This window comes from Anaeromyxobacter sp. Fw109-5 (assembly GCF_000017505.1).
Classification (GTDB): Bacteria; Myxococcota; Myxococcia; order Myxococcales; family Anaeromyxobacteraceae; genus Anaeromyxobacter.
This window is the reverse complement of sequence record NC_009675.1, coordinates 1,795,990-1,814,999: the sequence shown is the minus strand read 5'-3', so window position 1 is coordinate 1,814,999 and position 19,010 is coordinate 1,795,990. Positions and strand designations below refer to the sequence as shown.

Genomic DNA, 19,010 nt, shown 5'->3' with positions numbered 1-19,010 from the left:
CACGCCGCGCGGTAGGAAGCGGCGGGATGACCGACACCGCCAGCGCGACGTGGGTCGACGGGCCGCGGGGAGCCGGGGCGCCGGAGCGCTCGATCCGCCTCCTTCAGGCGCTGTTCTTCTTCTCGGGGTTCCCGGCCCTCATCTACCAGCTCGTCTGGCAGCGCGCGCTCTTCCGGATCTTCGGCGTCAACGTCGAGTCGGTCACGGTCGTCGTCACCGCGTTCATGCTCGGCCTCGGGCTCGGGAGCCTCGCCGGCGGCTGGCTCTCGCGCCGGCACGACGTGCCGCTCCTCCCCCTGCTCGCCGCGATCGAGCTCGCGACCGGCGCCTTCGGCCTCGTGTCGCTCCGCGTCTTCGACGCGGTCGCGGCGCTCGTGCTCGGCGCCTCGCTGCCCGTGGTCGCGGCGGTGAGCCTCGCGCTCGTCCTCGTTCCCACGCTGCTCATGGGGGCGACCCTCCCCGTGCTCGTGGGCCATCTCGTCCGTCGCAACGCCAACGTCGGCAGCTCCGTGGGCGTGCTCTACGAGGTCAACACGCTGGGGGCCGGCGCGGCGTGCCTGGTGGCCGCCGGGGCGCTCTTCCCGTTCCTCGGCATGCGCGGCGCGCTCCACGTCGCCGTGGCGGCGAACGCCGCGGTCGCGGCGGGCGCGATCCTGGCGCAGCTGCGCGGCCGCTCGCCGTCCGTCGCGCCCGGGCCCGCGTCCGCGCCGTCCGGGCAACCGGAGACGCTCGTCCCGCGCTTCGCGGCGGTCCTGGGGCTCGGCGCCCTCGGCGGGTTCGTCTCGCTCTCCTACGAGATGTTCTTCTTCCGCACGATCTCCTACGCGACCGGCAGCAGCGCTCCGGCCTTCGCCATCACGCTCTGCGCCTTCCTGGTGGGGCTGGCGTCGGGCGCCCGCCGCGCCGCGCGCGGCTGCCGGCGGGGTCCGCGGCACGCGCTGGCCGCCGCGCTGCGCGCGCTCCTCGCGGGCAACGCGCTCGGCTGGGCCTTCCTGCCGCTCGCCGGGGCCGTCGCGCCGCTGGGCTGGGCCGCGCTCGCCGTGGCGCTCGCGCTCGTGTTCCTGGTCGCGCGGAGCTGGGGCGTCCTCCTGCCGACGCTCGCTCACCTGGGGGTGCCGGCCGATCGCGACGCGGGGATGCGGACGGCGCAGCTCTACCTCGCCAACATCGTCGGCTCGGCGGCGGGCAGCGTCGTGACGGGCTTCGTCCTCATGGACCGGCTGAGCCTCGCGGGCATCGCGGCGGCGCTGGTCCTCGCCGGCGTGCTGACGGCGCTGCTCCTCGGCGCGGCCGTCTCCGGGCTGCGGCCCGCGCCCACGGCCTGGGCGCTCGGCGCGGGCGCGCTCGCGGCCGCCAGCCTGCCCTCGCTCTCGTCCGGGGTCCTCGAGCGGCTCACCTGGAAGTCGTCCACGGCGGGGAAGCCGGCGTTCTCGCGGATCATCCAGAACCGCAGCGGGATCCTGGCCGTGGACGCGACCGGGACGGTGTTCGGGCACGGCCTGTACGACGGCCGGTTCAACACCGACCTGGTCCACGACACGAACGGCATCGTGCGCGCCTACGCGCTCGGGCTGTTCCACCCCTCGCCGCGCCACGTCCTGTCGATCGGGCTCTCCTCGGGCTCGTGGGCCCAGGTGATCGCGAATCATCCCGAGCTCGAGTCGCTCACCGTGGTGGAGATCAACCCCGGCTGCCTCGAGCTCGTCCGCGGCGACCCGGCGGTGGCCTCGGTGCTGTCGAACCCCAAGGTGGCGATCCACGTGGACGACGCCCGCCGCTGGCTCTCCGCGAACCCGCACCGCCGCTTCGACGCCATCGTCTCGAACACGACCTATCACTTCCGCGCCCACGCGAGCAGCCTGCTGTCCGCGGAGTTCCTCGCGCTCGTGCGCGGACACCTCCGCCCGGGCGGGATCTTCTTCTACAACACCACCGGCTCCGAGCGCGCCCAGCGCACGGGCTGCCTCGCCTTCCCGCACGGCGTCCGCTTCAGCAACCAGCTCGTCGTCTCGGACGCGCCGCTCGACCTCGACTTCGCGCGCTGGCGCCGGACGCTCGAGGCCTACCGGATCGACGGGCGCCCCGTGCTCGACCCGTCCCGCCCCGACGACCGGCGCGCCCTCGCCGCCCTCCTCTCGATGGAGACGGCGCTCGAGCCGGGCGGCGGGTCCTCTCCGGCGCGTCCGGTCGAGCGGTGCCAGGACATCGCCGCCCGCACGGCAGGGAAGGCCCCGATCACCGACGACAACATGGGGAGCGAGTGGCGCGTGGTGTTCGGGCTCGAGTGACCCCCGCGGCCACGGCGAGCGCACCGGCGGGGCGCGCCGGCAGGCCCGCCGGGACCCCCGTCGCCCGCGGAGCTTGCGCGCGGGTAGCCGGGTGAGATATCCGCCCTTCGGGGGCGCGAGGGATGGCCTCGCCCCGCGCCGAGAGAGGGACGCATGGGACGCATCTTCGAGACGCGCAAGGCCACGATGTTCGCCCGCTGGAACCGGATGGCGAAGGTGTTCACCCGGATCAGCAAGGACATCGCCATCGCGGTGAAGTCGGGCGGACCGAACCCGGACAACAACCCGGCGCTCCGGCGCGCGCTGCAGAACGCCCGCGGCGCCAACATGCCCAAGGACAAGGTCGAGGCCGCCATCAAGCGCGCCAGCGGCCAGGACCAGCAGGCGTACGAGGTCGTCCTCTACGAGGGTTACGGGCCCCACGGCATCGCGGTGATGGTCGAGACCGCCACCGACAACGTGGTCCGGACCGTGGCGAACGTCCGGATGCACTTCAAGAACCACGGCGGCAACCTCGGCACGTCGGGCAGCGTGGCGTTCCAGTTCCGCAAGATGGGCGTCTTCCGGCTCGCGCCCGAGGGGCTCGACCTCGACACGATCGAGCTCGATCTCATCGACCACGGCCTCGAGGAGATGGGCGAGGGGACCGGCGAGAAGGGGGAGAAGCAGCTCGTCATCCGCAGCGCGTTCGAGAGCTTCGGGCAGCTGCAGGGGGCCATCGAGGAGCGGAAGCTCCCCCTCCTCTCGGCGGAGCTGGAATTCGTGGCGCAGACCCCCGTCGAGCTCCCCGAAGAGCAGGCGAAGGAGGTGCTCGAGATGGTGGACGCGCTGGAGCAGGACGAGGACGTCCAGCGAGTGTTCCACAACCTGGCGTAGCGGGGGCGACCCGCGACCGCGACCGCGACCATCAGAAAGTCCCGCTCGTCGGCGCGGAGTCGAGGGGCGACCCCGACCGCGACCCCGACCCCGACCGCGACCCCGACCCCGACCGCGACCCCGACCGCGACCCCGACCGCGACCCCGACCGCGACCCCGACCGCGACCCCGACCGCGACCCCGACCGCGACCCCGACCGCGACCGTTAGGAATTTCCGCTCGTCCCGAGCGTAGCGCTGTCCTGAGCCTGGCGAAGGACGGCGCGGAGTCGAGGGGCGAACGCGAGGACGTGAACCCCGCTCAATCAGCCGCCGCGCCGGGCTTTGCCCGTCACGGCGGCTGCAGCGCGTGGTCCTCGTGAATGGAGGACGGGTTCGAGCTTGGGCGTTTGGCATCGCGCCTCCTGTCCGGGGTGAAGGAGGCGCGATGCCAAACACCGTTCTCGTCCAGTTGAAGCCCGGTTCCGTTTCCTCTTCCCCCACCCTCACTCCCTCCCCCTCTCCCTCTCCGTCACCCTTCCCCTTCCAGACCCTCGACGTCTACCGCTGCGCCCGAGAGCTCGCGGTGCGCGTTCACCGCGCCCAGCTCTCCGACGCGGAGCTCCGCGATCAGGCCACCCGCGCGGCCAAGAGCGCGTTCCTGAACCTCAGCGAGGGACTCCCCGACGACCGCGTCGCCATGCGGCGCAAGTACTTCCTCGCCTCCGACGGCTCGCTCCACGAGGTCGTCGCGGCGGTGGACCTCGCAGCCGCCATCGGGGCGGTCCAGGAGACCGACGCAGCCGAGATCCTCGCCCTCGCCGACCGGCTCCGGGCCATGCTGCGAGGGCTGCTCCGCAGGGCCCCCACGCGCTGAACGCAGCACGAGGCGCGGTGACCCGAGCGAGGTCACCGCGCCGCTCCGGTCTAGCGCACCAGCCCCGTCAGCATCGCCACGAGGCGGTCCGCGATCCGAGCCACCTCCTCCGCGTGGGCGGCGGAGGTGTCCCCGCACAGCGCCGCGATCTCGACCGCCGCCGCGGCCTCGACGGTCTCGGCGCGGGCGATGGCGAACGCGCGGGCTTTGTCGCCCCTCGTCACTCGCCCGGCGCCCTCCGCCGTGTTGAGGCAGGCGGACTTGGCCGAGCGGACGGCCTCGTCACGGAGCTTCGCGTCGCGGATGGGCGAGCCGACGACGGCGAGGAGCAGGTCACGCGCGACGGCGAACGCGTGGAGCTTGTGGTGAGGGAGGACGCGCGCGGGAGAAGGGATGCGGGACGTTGAGGGAGAGGGAACGGTGGAGCGAGCTACGTCTGCAAGGGAAGCGAGGTTGTTGGCCATGGGGCGGCTCCTTTCACCCCCGGAGAAGGAGCCGCCCCATGACCAACGACTGTGAGCCCCCGGACGAAGGCCGTCCCCCCGAACGGCGCGTGGACCCGAGAGCCGCAGGCGCAGTGCCACCCACCGGTGGCACGAGCCTGCCTGGTGACGAGAGCGCGGTTCACGAATAGTGACCGCGAGCGCGACGACCGCGACCGCGACCGCGACGACGACCGCGACCGCGACCCCGACCCCGCCCGCGACCGTGAGCGCGACCGCGAGCGCGACCGCGACGACGACCACGACCCCGACCACGACCCCGACCCCGACCCCGACCGCGACCGCGACCCCGCCCGCGACCCGACCCCGCCCGCGACCCCCGACCCCAACCACGACCGCGACCGCGACCGCGACCCCGCCCACGACCCCCCACGAGCCACGGCGCATGCACCGCCAGCTACCTAGCGCGCCTTCCGCCCCGGGATCGTCCACAGCAAGATCCGGGCTCCCCCGACGACGGCGGTCCGCCGCGGCTCCCAATCGCCCATGTCGTGCGCGTGCGAGACCACGCGCGTGCCGGGGCGGAGCTCCGCCAGGAGCTTCGGCCGCAGGCGCAGGTTCACCTCCGGCCACAGGTACAGCATCACCACCGACGCAGGCCGGAGATCGGCCTCGAACAGGTCGCCCTCACGGATCTCCACCCGGCTCTCCACGCCGGCCGCGCGCGCGTTGGCCCGCGCCTCGCGGACGCGCTCGGGATCGAGATCCACGCCCACCGCCCGCGCCCCGAGCTTCGCCGCGGCGATGACGATCCGGCCGTCGCCGCAGCCGAGGTCGTACACCACGTCCCCGGGGCTCACGCCGGCGAGCCGCAGCATGGCGTCGACGACCTCTGGCGCGGTCGGCTCGTAGGGCACGTCCAGGGTTCGGGCCGGCGCGCGGAGCGGGTCGCTCGCGGCGGCGGGGACCCGGCTCGGCGCCGAGGCGGCGAGCAGCGCCAGCAGCGCCAGCGCGCGCGCGGCCCCCCATCCGCCCGAGGAGGCTCGTCCGAAAGCGAAGGGTCCGGCCGGGCTGCTCCGCATGTGCGCCTCCTCGTCACCTGCCGCGCGACAACATGTGCTCGCGCCCCACTTCTCGCACGTCCTCGGGAGCGCAGGCTCCCGCCTGCGGACCACTCCCGTCGCATGCGACAATCCTGCGCGCGCCTCGGAACCCGCGCTCGTGTAGATGGGCGACTGCGCGCCGTTTGCGGCGCGTTCGTCGGAGCACCAACCATGTCGATCCCACGCGCACTCGCCGCCTGGCTCCTCCTGCTCGCCCTCGCGATCGGGAACGGAACCCTCCGCCAGCTCGCCTACGCGGATGAGCTCGGGGACGGCGCCGCCCATCAGCTCTCGACGGTGATCCTCCTCGGAGTGTTCGCGGCAGCGATCCTCTCGCTGACGCGCTGGTGGGCGCTCGCCTCGCGTCGACAGGCCTGGCGCACCGGCGCGCTCTGGGCCGCGCTCACCGTCGCGCTCGAGCTCGGGCTCGGGCGCGCCGGCGGCAGGTCGTGGGAGCTGCTGCTCTCGGACTGGGCGCTCTGGCACGGCCGGCTCTGGCCGCTCGTACCCCTGTTCCTGCTGGTCGCCCCGGCCCTCGTGTACGCGCGCGACGGCGCCCGCCGGCGCAAGGCTGCGCTGCCGGCGACGCCGGGCGCCTCCGCCTGACCTCCCTCTGCTTCAGGGGCCGCCCGCGCCGGGGCTCGCGAGGGGCTCCGGCGGCGGAACCACCCCGCGGCGGGCCCGGATCTCGCGGACCAGGGCCTCGTCCGTCGCGCGGTCGAAGAGCCGGCGCATGGCCGGGAAGATGACCTGCTCCTCCCGCTCGAGGTGCGCGGCGAAGTGCTGCTCGAGCTCGCCGGTCGCGCGCGCGACCACCGGCGCGAGGGCCGCGAGGCACCGCGGCGCGCGCGAGAGCTCCTCGCACGCTCCGACGAGCACGGCGAGCGGGGCTTCGTGGTCGGCGTGCTCGCGCGTCATCTCGTCGAGCGCGGCGTCCACGGCCGGCTCGCGCCCGCGCAGGCGCGGCAGGATCGAGTCCTCCTCGTCGCGCGCGTGCAGCGGCAGCGCCTGGGTGAAGTAGCGGCGCACGCGCTCGGCCGCCTCCGCCACGCCGCCCTCGTCCGCCTCCCCGGCCTCGGCGATGCGGCGGGCGAGAGCGAGGAAGGAGCGGATCCGCACGTGACACTCGAGCAGCAGGTCGACGGCGTCTCCGGGGGCCGCTGTCCCTCCGATGCGGGTGAGCATGCTCTCGTCTCCTCGTCCGCCTGGGCGGCGTCGGCGCGGCGACGGCCGCGCTCGTCGCCCCTCTCCACTGCGAACGGCCTGCCAGCCTGAGAGCCCCGATTTCCAGGCCGTTCGCGAGAGAGAGGCGCGCGCGCACCGAGGTTTCGGTGACGCGGCCACCACGCATCGGTGCGTCGCCACTATCCCGCGGGGCGGATGTTCTGGTTCAGGTGGAAGAGGTTGTCCGGGTCGTACTTCGCCTTGATCCTCGCGAGGCGGTCGTAGTTCGCGCCATACGCGCCCGGGCGGACGCGCTGCGCCTCGTCCTCCGGCATGAAGTTCACGTACACGCCGCCCGTGGCGTGGGGCGCGAGCGCGTCGAACAGCGCGCGCGCCCACCCGACGCACACGCTGTCCTCGGCCGGATCCCTCCAGCGCGTGTGGACGTTGACGAAGTACGGGACGTCGCGGTGCGGGTAGGCGGTGGCGTCCGCCGGTACGCGGCTCACCGCGCCGCCGAGGGCGCCGAGGAAGACCTCGCACTCGGGGGTGGGCAGACGTCCGGCATGATCCACCAGGACGTCGAGCGCCCCGTCGCCGACCTCGGCGAGCTCGTGCGACTTCCAGTAGTTCCGCGCCCCCGGGGTGAGGAGCGGGTCGAGCGCCGACTGCCAGGCGACGAACGGGACGGGTCCGACGACATCGGCGTGCGGCTTGCCGAGCGCGCGGAGGGGGGCGAGCGCCTTCTGGCCGTCCTCCACGTTTCCCGTCCAGCACATGGCGAGCACCAGGATCTCGGTGCCGTGGACCTCGGCGGGAAGGAACGGCAGCGGGGGCGCCTTGCGCAGCACCACCCAGGCGGTGAGCTCGTCGGGGGCGGCGGCGACGATGCGCCGCCACTCGCCGAGGAGCTCCCTCGCCCGGGCGAACGGGTGGATCACGAGACCGGCCAGCACGGTCGGGCCGAGGGGGTGCAGGCGGAACTCGAAGGAGGTCACCACGCCGAAGTTCCCGCCGCCGCCGCGGATGGCCCAGAACAGGTCCGCGTTCTCGTCCTCGCTCGCGTGCAGGAGCCTTCCGTCGGCGGTGACCACGTCCGCGGAGATCAGGTTGTCGACGGTGAGCCCGAGCTTGCGGCTCGTCCAGCCGAAGCCGCCGCCGAGCGTGAGCCCGGCCACCCCCGTCGTCGAGTTGACGCCGACCGGCGTGACCAGGCCGAACGCCTGCGTCTCGCGGTCGAGCTCGCCCAGCGTGACCCCCGGCTCGACGCGCGCCGTGCGGCGGCCGGGATCCACGCGCACCGACTTCATCGGGGTGAGGTCGATCGTGAGCCCGCCCTCGCACACCGCGTTCCCGGCGATGTTGTGCCCGCCGCCGCGAACCGAGAGCAGCACGTCGTGCTCCCGCGCGAACGCCACGGCGCGCATCACGTCGGCCGCACCCGCGGCGCGCACCACCGCGGCAGGGTGGCGATCGATCATCGCGTTCCAGAGGGTGCGCGCCTGCTCGTACCCGGATTCTCCAGGCAGGCAAAGCGCCCCGCGGAGCTGCTCGCGGAGAGGCGCGAGCAGCTCCGGCGTCAGCGCCCGGTCCTGGTTCCTCGGCATCACGTTCGCCATTTCAGCCTCCGTCCGCGCGCAGGCCCACGTCGGAGGGAAGAGCCACCGGCGGGGCGCGTGCAGGGCAGACGCATATCGGCGTGCGTTCCCGCCAACACGCCCGCGCGCGGGCTCGTTGGGTCGTAAGCGGCCGCTGGGCGTCGGGCGAGAGATCGCCCGCGCCGCGGCGTAGCCCCGCGCAGGATCCCCTACCCGGCGGCGCCCGATCGCGGCGGACGGCGCGGCGTCACGTCGATCTCGCCGTCGGGCGAGGTCGAGGCGCTCCCCGGCCTCGCTCCTCCGACCGTGAACACCCGCACCCGCCCCGTCCTCGCCTGGCGCTCGAGCCAGCGACGCACCCCCGCGGCGGCGAGGCGGCGCGTCGGTGGGAAGAGCAGCGCCAGCCCGACGACGTCGGTGATCACGCCAGGCGCCACGAGGAGAGCTGCCCCGGCGAGCAACAGGACGCCCGAGAGCACCCCCTACTCCGGTGGCCGGCCCGCGGAGAGCGCCGCCTGCCAGGCGCGGAGGACGCGGGTTCCTTCCGCGCGCGCGAGCCACGCGCCGGCGGCGCCGGTGAGGACGATGAGCGCGACGGTCTGCCAGAAGCCGATCGCGCCGCCGATCCGCAGGAGCAGCCAGAGGTCCGCCAGCGGGACGACGGTGAAGAGGAGGAAGAGCTTTCCCACCGGCGAAGGATACGCCGCCGGCGCCTCGGGCGCCCGGCGATCGGCCCGCATCGGCCGTCGAACGCCGTCAATCTCCGGCCACGAGCCGCGCGAGCTCGCGCTCGAGGAGATCGGGGCGGAACGGCTTCGAGAAGGTCCGCTCGGCGTCGAGCGGTGGCTCGTCCTCGAGGTAGGCGCTCGCGACGATGACGGGTCGGTGGCGATGCTCGGGCTGGGAGCGGAGCCAGTCGAGGAACGCTCGGCCGTCCATCCGCGGCATGGTGAGGTCGAGCAGGATCACGTCCGGCTCGAGCCCCGCCTGGAGCAGCTCGACTGCGTCGTGACCGTCGGCCGCCTCGACCACGCGATAGCTCCGCGTCTCCAGCCAGCGCGCGATGAGCTCCCTGAGCTCGTGCTCGTCCTCCACGACGAGCACGCTGGCGCGCGGGTCGAGCCGGCGCTCGTCCTGGACGTTCGTCTCCTCCGCGGACCCCGGCCGGGTCCCCGGCTGTACTTCCTCGATCACGGTCGGCTCCCTCCGCCGAACCGTGGGGCCGCGGGGCGCGCGGCGCAAGGGCGGCGGTCGAGCGACCGAGCCATGCCCCCTTTCGCCGGCGCCCTGACTCGGCGGCCGTGACGCGACCTCGTTCCCAGCACCGCCGGGACCGAAGGGCGCCGCCGTCACATCGGCATCCCCTCCCCCATGATGTGCCACATCGCCATCATGCCGATGTCCTCGTGCTCGAGGATGTGGCAGTGGCACATCGTCATGCCGGTGTGATCGCGGATCGGGAGGCGCATCGTGACGCTCCCTCCCTTGGGGATGATGATGGTGTCCTTCCAGGCGGGCGCGAGCGTCAGGAAGCTCGCGTACGCGGCGAAGGCCGCGTCGCCGCCGGAGGCGGCGACGACCTGGCCGTCGTTCACGTGCTGGTGCCAGGGGTGGTCCATCCCGCTGTCGTTCACGATCTCCCAGAGCTCGTCGGTCCCCACGTCCGACATGTGCACGTAAGCGTCCTCGGGGCTCACGAAGGTCCGCCCGTTCACGTAGCCGCGACCCTGACCCATGCTGAGCACGAAGCGCACGCGCTTCGGCTCCATCGCGGTCTCGTCCAGCCTGGCCGCGGTTCCGTTCACGATGGCCGGGATCGCGCCGCTCGCGCGCGAGCCCGAGACCTTCACCGTCATGAGCGTCACCTGGGCCGACGCCATGTTCCCCATCCGGGCGTACGGGAGCGCGAGCAGCTTGTAGCTCCCCTTCGAGGAGCTCGCCTTCACGAGCACGTCCAGCCGCTCACCCGGCGAGAGCAGCATCTCCGTGACGGCGTAGGGCCGGTCCAGGAGGCCGCCGTCGGTTCCGACCACGTGCAGCGCGTGGCCCTGCAGCGACAGCCGGTAGAAGCGGGCGTTCGACGCGTTGATGATGCGCAGCCGCTTCACCTCGCCCGGCCGCATCGAGAGGAACGGGTTCACCTGCCCGTTGACGGTGACGAGCTGCCCCTCCTTGCCGTGCATGTAGTCCCGTAGCGACTCGTACGGAGCAGGCGCGCCGCCGACGATCGTGATGTCCTTCAGCACCACGAGGTGCGTGTCGACGCCGGCGAGCGCCGTGATCGACGCCATCCCCGAGCCCTCGCGCGCGTCGTCCTGCACGTCCAGCGCGCCGACGAGGCCGCCCCAGTACTGCTCGGCCACCGAGCCGTGCACGTGCGGGTGATACAGCCCGATCGACCCCGGGCGCTGCATGGCCAGATCGTACCTGTACTCCTGGCTCTGGGCGGGAGACAGCGTCAGGTGGACGTCGTCCGCGGGGTAGCCGTTCACGTCGCCCGGCGAGACGTGCCAGCCGTGGACGTGCACGTTGGTGACGTACTTCTCGTGTCCGAGGAGGTTCGTGTCGCCCGTGGGCGGAAGCCCGTTGCGGAAGTGAAGCCTGACCTCGTCGCCGCTCCGCGCGCGGATCGTCGGCGCGATGAAGCTCCCGTCGTACGTGAGCAGCGTCGCCCGCGTGCCGTTCAGGTCGATCTCCGCCAGGCGCGCCTCGATGGTCACGTCCACGACGCCCGCGGTCGTGGAGGCGTTCGCCGCGACGGGAGGATCCGCGAGCGCGGAGCCGACCGGCGGATCGACCACCCCGCCGCCCATTCCCCCGCCGCCCATTCCCCCGCCGCCCATCCCACCGCCGCCCATCTGCGCCAGCGCGCTGCCGCCCGTGGCCGCCGCGGCGATCCCGAGGGATGCGCGCGACAGGAACGCCCGCCGACCGATCTTCCGCTTCACGGTACCCTCCCCGCGACGCCCGCCGTGCGCCGCCGCCGATCCCGGCAGTGCTGCGAGGCTAAGGTCGAGCGCTGCCCGCGTCGCGGGTGCGGGTTGGGGCTCGCCCCCCAGGGCCTGCGCGCGGTCGCTCAGGGCGAGCGTGTCACCCCGGGTGAGGACGGCCGCGGGCGAGCGCGGCGCGGCGGCGGCTCGGCGCCGTCGCCGCGCAGGGTGGACCGGAAGTTCAGCGAGTGGTCAGCACGGCCTCGAGGTACTCGCCGGGCACGACCAGCCCGCGGCCGTCGCCGCGGTCGAACCGCTCGAGGAGCGCGAGGATCTCCGTGCCGAGCGCCGCCTGCCGGTCCGGGGCGAGCGCCGCGAACGCCTTCTGCACCGGCCCGTAGTACGTGCGGAACACCTCGAGCCAGTGCGCCGGCGAGGCGAAGCGGAACACGAAGTGGCGCCGCTCGGTCCGGAGCTCCGCGACCGAGCCGTCGAACAGCTCGCGCAGCCGCGCCTCCGTTCCCCACAGCGCCGCGGAGCGGAGGCCCGGCGGCGGCGGGAGGGACGCCCCGAGCGTCTTGAAGAGCTGGCCGATGAACCCCTCCGGCGTCCAGCTCGCGAGGCCGATGCGCCCCCCCGGCCGGCACACGCGCGCGAGCTCGCGCGCGGCGCCCTCCTGGTCGGGCGTGAACATGACCCCGAAGGTGGAGAGCACCACGTCGAAGCTCGCGTCCGGAAGCGGAATGCGCTCCGCGTCGCCCTCGAGCAGGGACACCTCGAGCCCGTTCGCCGCGGCGCGGCCCCCCGCCCGCTCCAGCAGGGCCGGGACGTAGTCGAGGGCCGTGACCTCGCAGAACCGGCGCGCCGCCGCGAGCGCGGCGTTCCCGTTGCCGGCGGCGACGTCCAGCACGCGCTCGCCCGCGCGCAGGTCCACCGCCTCGCAGAGCGTCTCGCCCACGATCTGGAGCCTCGTGCCGATGACGGCGTAGTCGCCCGCGCTCCAGGCGGAGCGCTGCCGCTGCTTCGCCCCCTCGAGATCGGGGAAAGCCGGGATGGGCCCCTGGGCGGAAGGGACGACGGAGACCTGCTGGAAGGGAGTCATCGCTCGTTTCCTCCTGCGGCGCCGAACACCGCGGTCGCCGCCCTGGTCGGCACCGCCGCCCCGCCGAAGTGGTCGGGATCGCAGTGGCGCCGTCACCACCAGGAGCTAGAGATCCGGGACGGGGCTGGCCATGACCGCCCTGCCGCCATGCCTGCTCCGGCGTCCACTCACACTCCTCTCCCGGGCCTGACCGCCGGCGCCCCCTCCGAGGCGTCCCTGCGCGCCGATCCGCTCTCCGACGTGCTCCAGAGCGTCCGGCTGTCGGGCGCGGTCTTCTTCCACATCGAGGGTTCTTCGCCGTGGGTGGCGGAGGCGCCGCCGTCGCGCGCGGTCGCGGGCATCTTCATGCCGCGCGCGCAGCACGTCATCGAGTATCACGCGGTGACGCGAGGCGGCTGCTGGGGAGGAATCGTCGGGGAGCGGCCCGCCCGGCTCGACGCCGGCGACGTGATCGTCTTCCCGCAGGGCGACGCGCATGTCCTCTCGAGCGAGCCCGGCCTGCGCGCGCCGCCCGACCTCGCGACGTACGCGAGCCTCCTCGACGGGCCGCCGCCGGTGCACATCCCGCTGGGCGGCGGCGGCGCGGATCGCGCGGAGATCCTCTGCGGCTTCCTCGGCTGCGACGCGAGACCGTTCAATCCGCTGCTCGCGACCCTCCCCCGAGTGCTCCACGCCCGCCTCGCCGACGCGAGGGGCTCGGCGCTCGAGACCTTCATGGAAGCCGCGCTCCGCGAGACGCGCGAGCGGCGGCCCGGGGGCGAGAGCGTGCTGGCCCGCCTCTCGGAGCTGATGTTCGTCGAGGTGGTGCGGAGCTACCTCGCCGCGCTGCCGGCCGGGAACACCGGCTGGCTCGCCGGGCTCCGCGACGAGTTCGTGGGGCGGGCCCTGGCGCTGCTCCACGGCCGGCCCGCTCACCCGTGGACGCTGGACGAGCTCGCCCGCAAGGTGGCGCTCTCGCGATCCGCGCTCGCGGAGCGCTTCACGCAGCTCGTCGGGCGGCCGCCGATGCAGTACCTCGCCGGATGGAGGATGCAGCTCGCGGCCGGGCTGCTCCTCGGGGACTCCGCCGGGGTCTCGCAGGTCGCCGCCGAGGTCGGGTACGCCTCCGACGCGGCGTTCAGCCGCGCGTTCAAGAAGGCCGTCGGCGTACCTCCGGCCGCGTGGCGGCGGAGCCGTTCCGCGAAGCCGGTCCCCGGTGCCGCGGCCACCACCGGGTGAGTGTCGCGATCAGCCCGCGAGGCCGCGGCCGCGGGTCTCGCGGACGAGGAACGCCGCCGCGAGGCCCATCGCCGCGAAGGCGGCGAGGATCCCGGCGCCGGCGCGGAACCCCGCCCGGTCCACCACCCAGCCGACGAGGGGCTGGTAGATGGTCGGCCCGAGGAAGACACCGGTGTTCACCACCGCCATGGCGGTCCCGGCGAGCGCGGGCGGGTTCACCTCCTTCACGCTCGCCCAGCTCAGCGTGAACCCGGTGGCGGCGGCGCCGACCAGGGCGAAGAGCGCGAGGCTCCCCCACGGGGGCAGCGCCCGACCGGCGACGAGGGGCGCCCAGGAGAGCACGTAGACGGCGCCGAAGATCAGCATCGGCGCGCGGCGGCGCCCGAGCGCGTCGGACAGCTTTCCGGCCGCGAGGGAGCTGAGGGCGAAGGCGACCAGCATGACGGTCGTGTGCGCCGTGGCGCGCGAGCGGGTCATGCCGTGGAGCTCGGTCAGGTACGGCACGGCCCAGAGACCCGCGAAGGCGAGGAAGCTCCCTCCGAGGCCCATGTTGACGAAGAAGCCGGGCCACGTGGCGCGGTTCCGCGCCACCACCGCGAGACCCTCGTACCATCGCCCCGCGTGAACGGGGTGTTCGGCCCTCCCCTCGAGCTCGCGCATCGACGGCAGCCCGGCCTCGCCCGGACGATCCCGTACGAGGAGCCAGGTGAGCGCCGCCCCCGCGACGGACGACAGCCCGATGGCGACGAAGACGTTCCGCCAGGACGTCAGGGTCACGAGCCACGCGAGCGGCGCCGCGGACATCACGGCCCCCAGGTTCCCCATGAACATCACGAGCCCGGAGAGCGTGGCGAACTCGCGCTCGCGGAACCAGGCGGCGACGAGCTTCAGGAGGGCGATGAACGCGACGGACACGCCGAGCCCGACGAGCCCGCGCCCCACCGACGCGACGCCGAGCGTGCCGGCGAGGCCGAAGGCGATCGAGCCCGCGCCCGCCACGAGGCCGCCCAGCGCGACCACCCGGCGCGGGCCGAGGCCGTCCACGAGCACGCCGGTGGGGACCTGCATGAGCGTGTAGACGGAGAAGTACGTCGCCGCGAGCGCCCCGAGCTCGGCGCCGCTCGCGGCGAAGGCCGCCCGCAGCTCGCCCGCGATCGCGGCGGGCGCGATGCGGTGGAAGAACGACAGGACGTAGGCCGCCGAGACGAGGACGAACGAGGTCCAGCGCAGGCGGCGCATGCGGGCGAGCGCCGCGGAGTCGAGCGCCCGAGGCGCGCTCCCAGGCGAGAGCTCCATCGTCGCGCGACGGTGTCACGGCCCCTCGCCGGCCACAAGGGCCGGCACCGCCGCGCGCCGCGTGCTCACCCGGCGGGTGGCGGGGACGGCGCCTCCTGCCCGTAGGGCGAGGGCCGAGCGTCGTAGTCCGGCGGGAACACGAGGTCGCCGTCCTCGACGTAGGCGCACACCTCGGCGCGCTCGACCTGCGGCTCGCCGTAGAGCGACACGGCCGTCCGCCACGCCTCGGAGCGGAGGAACGCCTCGGCGTGGTCCTGCGTCTCCCAGACGAAGTTGCCGCCGAGCTCCGACTGCTCCGGCGAGTAGACGAAGGCCATCGACCTGAGGCCGGGAACGAACCTGTAGATCTCGAACGTCCGTCGAATCGCCAGCTGCCGGAGGCGTTCCCAGTCCGTGCCCTCCGGCAGCGCGAAGCGGATGGTCGTCGCGAACATCGATCCTCCCCGGGGAGACAGCGCCGCCTCCCCGCGGGTTCTTTAGCCCGGGCCGGACGCCCGGACCAGGCCGCCGGCAGGCGCCGGGACGCCCGGCGGCCCTCGACGGACGGGAGGGCTCCCGGGAGGGGCACGCCTCAGAGTGAGTCCTCCCCTCGCCGAACCCGCCGGGTGGTAGCGTCGAAAGGCGACCATGGCAGTGAGCGCGCAACCGACCGCGACCCGGGCGCCGACCCCTCCCGAACGCGAGCCCGACTCGCGGACGCACGAGCGCGTCGAGGAGGCGTTCGAGACGGGTGCCGGCGAGCGTCCGACTTCACCGTTGGTCCGCTACACGGTCGCGGCGGCGTGCGGCGCGTGCATGCTCGCGGCGAGCGGCGCCCTCGAGAGCGTCCTCCACGGGTTCGTCTTCAGCCTCCCCGTCGCGGGGGTCGCTCTCGTCGTGTACACGCTCGGCCCGGGACCGAGCGTCCTCTTCAGCGCGGTCGTGGCGTACGGCTTCTGGAGGTACTTCCAGGCGCCCTTCCAGTCGCACCAGGAGGTGGCCCGGCTCGCGGCGTTCTCTGTGGCGTCGCTCTCGATCACCCTCTCCGTCGGGCTCCTGCAGCGAGCGCAGCTGAGGATCCGGCAGGAGAAGTCCCGGGTGGAGCGGGCCGAGCGGGAGCTGCGCCACAGCAACGCGCTCCTCCTCGAGACGGACCGCCACAAGGACCAGTTCCTGGCGATGCTCTCGCACGAGCTGCGCAACCCGCTCTCGCCCATCCGCAACGCGCTGGCCTTGATCGATCGCTCGCCGCCCGGCAGCGCCGAGGCCGTCCGCGCCCGGGCGATCGTCAACCGTCAGGTGATTCACCTCACGCGCATGGTGGACGATCTGCTCGACGTGACGCGGATCTCCCGCGGGAGGATCCGCCTGCAGCGCTCCCGCGTGGACCTCGCCGAGGTGCTCCGCCGCACGGTGGAGGATCACCGCTCGCTGTTCGCCTCCCGGAACATCGCCGTCGAGGTCCACCTCGGCGAGGTCCCGTCGTGGCTGGAGGCGGACCCGACCCGCCTCTCGCAGGTGATCGGCAACCTGCTCCAGAACGCCGCCAAGTTCACGGACCCAGGGGGCCACGTCAGGGTGGCGCTGGAACGTCGGGCCGGGGCGGCGGTGGTGCGGGTGCGGGACGACGGCGCCGGCATCGCCCCGGCGATGCTCGGCCGCGTCTTCGAGCCGTTCACCCAGGCGGACGACACCCTGCACCGGTCGCGGGGTGGGCTCGGGCTGGGCCTCGCCCTCGTGAAGGGTCTCGTCGAGCTCCACGGCGGCGAGGTGGAGGTGCACAGCGAAGGGGCGGGCCGGGGGACCGAGCTCTCCGTCCAGCTCCCGCTCGCGCCGGAGGCGCCCGCCTTGCGAATGGAGACGCCCGTCCCCGTCGCCTCGGTGCCGCCCCTCCGCGTGCTCGTCATCGAGGACAACGTCGACGCGGCGGAGACGCTCCGCGAGCTGCTGCTCATGTGGGGACACGAGGTCGAGGTGGCCCTCGACGGTGGAACCGGCCTCGAGCGCACGCGCCTCCTCCGCCCCGACGTCGTGCTCTGCGACATCGGGTTGCCCGTCATGGACGGCTACGAGGTGGCGCGCGCCATCCGCTCGGACCCCTCCCTCGCCTCCACGTTCCTCGTGGCGGTCACGGGCTACGCGCTGCCCGAGGACCAGCGCCGCGCGGCGGAGGCGGGCTTCGGCCGGCACCTCGCGAAGCCGGTGGCGCTCGAGACGATCGAGGCGCTGCTCGCGAGCGTCCCCCGCCTCGGGCGCGCGTAGCCGCGCAGCGCACCGGCACCACCCGGATCCGCGCTCCCGCGGCAGCAGATCGCACCTGCAAGCAGGCGCCCGTCATGGGCCGCGCCGCCGCCTGCGCACCGTGCGTCAATGGCGCCGTCCGCGCGCCGTGCATCGCCCCGTCGGGCGGCCGCGAGGCGCGCCAGGGAGGGCCTCGATGAGCCTGACCATGCTCGCCGTCGCCGTGATCGTGATCCTCACGCTGGGCTACACGCTGTACGGCAAGCTCGTCGCCCGGCAGTACGCGCTCGACGACAGCGTCCGCACGCCGGCGGTGCAGGTGAACGACGGGATCGACTTCGTCCCGACGCGGCGCTTCTTCCTCCTCGGGCAGCACTTCAGCGCCATCGCCGCCGCCGGTCCCATCGCCGGTCCGATCATCGCGTGCCAGCTCTTCGGCTGGGGTCCGTCGCTCCTGTGGATCGCGCTCGGGGTGGTGTTCATCGGCGCGGTCCACGACTTCTCCGCGCTCGTGGCGAGCGTCCGCCACCGCGCCCGCTCCGTCGCCGAGATCGTGAAGGAGAACCTCGGCCGCCGCGCCTGGCTGGCGATGCTCGTGTTCATCTGGATCGCGCTCGTCTACCTCATCATCGCGTTCGCCGACATCACCGCCGCGACGTTCGTGGGCAAGACGCAGGAGCTCGAGGGGAGCTTCGCGTTCAACCCGGGCGGCGCCGTCGCCGCCGCCTCGACGATGTACCTCCTGCTCGCGGTCGTGATGGGGCTCGTCCAGCGCAAGTGGGACCCGCCGCTCTGGCTCATGACGATCGTCTTCGTGCCGGCGACGCTCGGGGTGGTGTGGCTCGGGACCCGCATCTCCACCGTCCTCCTCTTCTCGCAGACGACGTGGGCCGTCGTCATCATGGTGTACTGCTTCGTCGCCTCGGTCCTCCCCGTCTGGACGCTGCTGCAGCCGCGCGGCTACCTCGGCGGCTTCGTCCTGTACCTCGCCCTCGCGATCGGCCTCGTCGGCATCCTCTTCGGCGGGTTCGACATCGAGCAGCCCATCACCACCGCCGCGCCGCTCGCGGGCCTCTCCGGGTCGGTACTCCCCTTCCTCTTCGTCACCATCGCCTGCGGCGCCTGCTCCGGGTTCCACGGCCTCGTCTGCTCCGGCACCACCTCGAAGCAGATCGCGAAGGAGAGCGACTGCAAGCCGGTCGGGTACGGCGGGATGCTGCTCGAGGGCCTCGTGGCGGTGATCGCCCTCGCCACGATCATGATCGTGGCGCCGGAGGTCTCGAAGGGCGCCGCGCCTGGCCGCGTGTACGGCGACGGCATCGCGCGGTTCCTCACGGTGATCATCGGCCAGGGCGCCTTCCTGTTCGCGGCGACCTTCGGGGCGATGGCCTTCTCGACGTTCGTCTTCGACACCCTGGACGTCGCGACCCGCCTCGGTCGCCTCATCCTCCAGGAGCTCGCCGGCAGGCACGGCCGCACCGCGGCGCTGGCCGGCACGGCGGTGACCGCCACGGTCCCGGCGCTGATCCTCGTCGCGGCGGGCCCCGGCGGCTACCGCACCTTCTGGACGCTGTTCGGCACCTCCAACCAGCTCCTCGCCGCGCTGACGCTGCTCGCGGTGACGGTCTGGCTCGAGCGCCAGGGCAAGCGCTACTGGTTCACGCTCGCGCCGATGCTCTTCCTCATGGCGATCACGCTCTGGTCGCTCGTCGGGCAGACGCTCCAGTTCACGCGCGGCGCCCTCGCGCCGAAGCCCGGCGTCCCGGTGGTGCCGCAGGTCGCGAACGCCCTCGTGGCGGTGCTGCTGTTCGCGCTGACCGCGTTCCTCGTGTACGAGGCGAGCCGCGTGGTGCGCAGCCCCAGGCCGACCGCACCCACGAAGGCGGCGCGCGCCGCCTGACGCGAGCCGCACGCCGG

Annotated in this window: 17 protein-coding genes and 1 pseudogene; 8 read left to right on the top strand and 10 right to left on the bottom strand. The window is 73.7% G+C overall.

From position 1 onward, the window contains the following. Positions 1–26 precede the first annotated feature (26 nt). The 3 genes from ANAE109_RS08200 (at position 27) to ANAE109_RS08190 (ending at position 4,019) form a co-directional block, all read left to right on the top strand. Positions 27–2,288, top strand: coding sequence for a fused MFS/spermidine synthase (locus tag ANAE109_RS08200; RefSeq protein WP_011985923.1), 2,262 nt, complete (start codon positions 27–29; stop codon positions 2,286–2,288). A 153-nt stretch (positions 2,289–2,441) separates the two neighbouring features. Continuing rightward, positions 2,442–3,164 (top strand): YebC/PmpR family DNA-binding transcriptional regulator, encoded by a 723-nt coding sequence (locus ANAE109_RS08195; RefSeq protein ID WP_011985922.1) that lies wholly within the window; start codon positions 2,442–2,444, stop codon positions 3,162–3,164. A gap of 426 nt (positions 3,165–3,590) precedes the next feature. After that, entirely contained in the window at positions 3,591–4,019 is a 429-nt protein-coding gene (locus ANAE109_RS08190) for a four helix bundle protein (RefSeq protein WP_011985921.1), read from the top strand. Between the two features lie 50 nt (positions 4,020–4,069). Here the strand turns inward: ANAE109_RS08190 and ANAE109_RS08185 are convergent, their stop codons facing one another. Then, a complete protein-coding gene (locus tag ANAE109_RS08185; protein WP_011985920.1) occupies positions 4,070–4,483 on the bottom strand; it encodes a four helix bundle protein in 414 nt (137 codons plus the stop codon). A 144-nt stretch (positions 4,484–4,627) separates the two neighbouring features. Here ANAE109_RS08185 and ANAE109_RS24590 point away from each other — a divergent pair, with 144 nt between their 5' ends. Continuing rightward, on the top strand, positions 4,628–4,927 hold the full coding sequence (locus ANAE109_RS24590) for a hypothetical protein (RefSeq protein WP_041448202.1): 300 nt from the start codon (positions 4,628–4,630) through the stop codon (positions 4,925–4,927). On the opposite strand, the gene ANAE109_RS08175 is transcribed toward ANAE109_RS24590, so the two are convergent. Continuing rightward, positions 4,924–5,544: a cyclopropane-fatty-acyl-phospholipid synthase family protein gene (locus tag ANAE109_RS08175; RefSeq protein ID WP_011985919.1), complete on the bottom strand. Its 621-nt coding sequence runs from the start codon at positions 5,542–5,544 to the stop codon at positions 4,924–4,926. The two genes, ANAE109_RS24590 and ANAE109_RS08175, sit on opposite strands and share 4 nt — an antisense overlap. 192 nt (positions 5,545–5,736) lie before the next feature. Between ANAE109_RS08175 and ANAE109_RS08170 the strand changes: the two genes are divergently transcribed. After that, positions 5,737–6,171 (top strand): hypothetical protein, encoded by a 435-nt coding sequence (locus ANAE109_RS08170; protein ID WP_011985918.1) that lies wholly within the window; start codon positions 5,737–5,739, stop codon positions 6,169–6,171. A 12-nt stretch (positions 6,172–6,183) separates the two neighbouring features. Here the strand turns inward: ANAE109_RS08170 and ANAE109_RS08165 are convergent, their stop codons facing one another. From ANAE109_RS08165 to ANAE109_RS08140, 6 genes and pseudogenes are all read right to left on the bottom strand, one after another. Next, complete coding sequence (locus ANAE109_RS08165; RefSeq protein ID WP_011985917.1) at positions 6,184–6,750, bottom strand: hemerythrin domain-containing protein; 567 nt, start codon at positions 6,748–6,750, stop codon at positions 6,184–6,186. Positions 6,751–6,929: 179 nt separating this feature from the next. Further along, complete coding sequence (locus ANAE109_RS08160) at positions 6,930–8,348, bottom strand: FAD-binding oxidoreductase (protein ID WP_011985916.1); 1,419 nt, start codon at positions 8,346–8,348, stop codon at positions 6,930–6,932. Between the two features lie 188 nt (positions 8,349–8,536). Continuing rightward, positions 8,537–9,016: pseudogene (locus tag ANAE109_RS25745) on the bottom strand (FxsA family protein). A 67-nt stretch (positions 9,017–9,083) separates the two neighbouring features. Further along, positions 9,084–9,521 carry a response regulator gene (locus ANAE109_RS24045; RefSeq protein WP_049768545.1) on the bottom strand — a complete coding sequence of 146 codons (438 nt, stop codon included), beginning with the start codon at positions 9,519–9,521 and terminating at the stop codon, positions 9,084–9,086. 155 nt (positions 9,522–9,676) lie between these two features. Continuing rightward, a complete protein-coding gene (locus ANAE109_RS08145) occupies positions 9,677–11,275 on the bottom strand; it encodes a multicopper oxidase family protein (protein ID WP_011985912.1) in 1,599 nt (532 codons plus the stop codon). 223 nt (positions 11,276–11,498) lie between these two features. Further along, entirely contained in the window at positions 11,499–12,359 is an 861-nt protein-coding gene (locus ANAE109_RS08140; RefSeq protein ID WP_011985911.1) for a class I SAM-dependent methyltransferase, read from the bottom strand. A gap of 147 nt (positions 12,360–12,506) precedes the next feature. On the opposite strand from ANAE109_RS08140, the gene ANAE109_RS08135 reads away from it, so the two are divergent. Next, positions 12,507–13,577, top strand: coding sequence for an AraC family transcriptional regulator (locus tag ANAE109_RS08135; RefSeq protein WP_011985910.1), 1,071 nt, complete (start codon positions 12,507–12,509; stop codon positions 13,575–13,577). Between the two features lie 9 nt (positions 13,578–13,586). Here ANAE109_RS08135 and ANAE109_RS08130 read toward each other — a convergent pair whose 3' ends face one another. Continuing rightward, positions 13,587–14,873: an MFS transporter gene (locus ANAE109_RS08130; RefSeq protein WP_011985909.1), complete on the bottom strand. Its 1,287-nt coding sequence runs from the start codon at positions 14,871–14,873 to the stop codon at positions 13,587–13,589. 65 nt (positions 14,874–14,938) lie between these two features. Beyond that, positions 14,939–15,307 (bottom strand): hypothetical protein, encoded by a 369-nt coding sequence (locus tag ANAE109_RS08125; protein ID WP_011985908.1) that lies wholly within the window; start codon positions 15,305–15,307, stop codon positions 14,939–14,941. A gap of 322 nt (positions 15,308–15,629) precedes the next feature. Between ANAE109_RS08125 and ANAE109_RS08120 the strand changes: the two genes are divergently transcribed. Both ANAE109_RS08120 and ANAE109_RS08115 read left to right on the top strand, forming a co-directional pair. Then, entirely contained in the window at positions 15,630–17,114 is a 1,485-nt protein-coding gene (locus ANAE109_RS08120) for an ATP-binding protein (RefSeq protein WP_234945275.1), read from the top strand. 175 nt (positions 17,115–17,289) lie between these two features. Next, positions 17,290–18,993 (top strand): carbon starvation protein A, encoded by a 1,704-nt coding sequence (locus ANAE109_RS08115; protein ID WP_011985906.1) that lies wholly within the window; start codon positions 17,290–17,292, stop codon positions 18,991–18,993. The last annotated feature ends 17 nt before the right edge of the window (positions 18,994–19,010 follow it).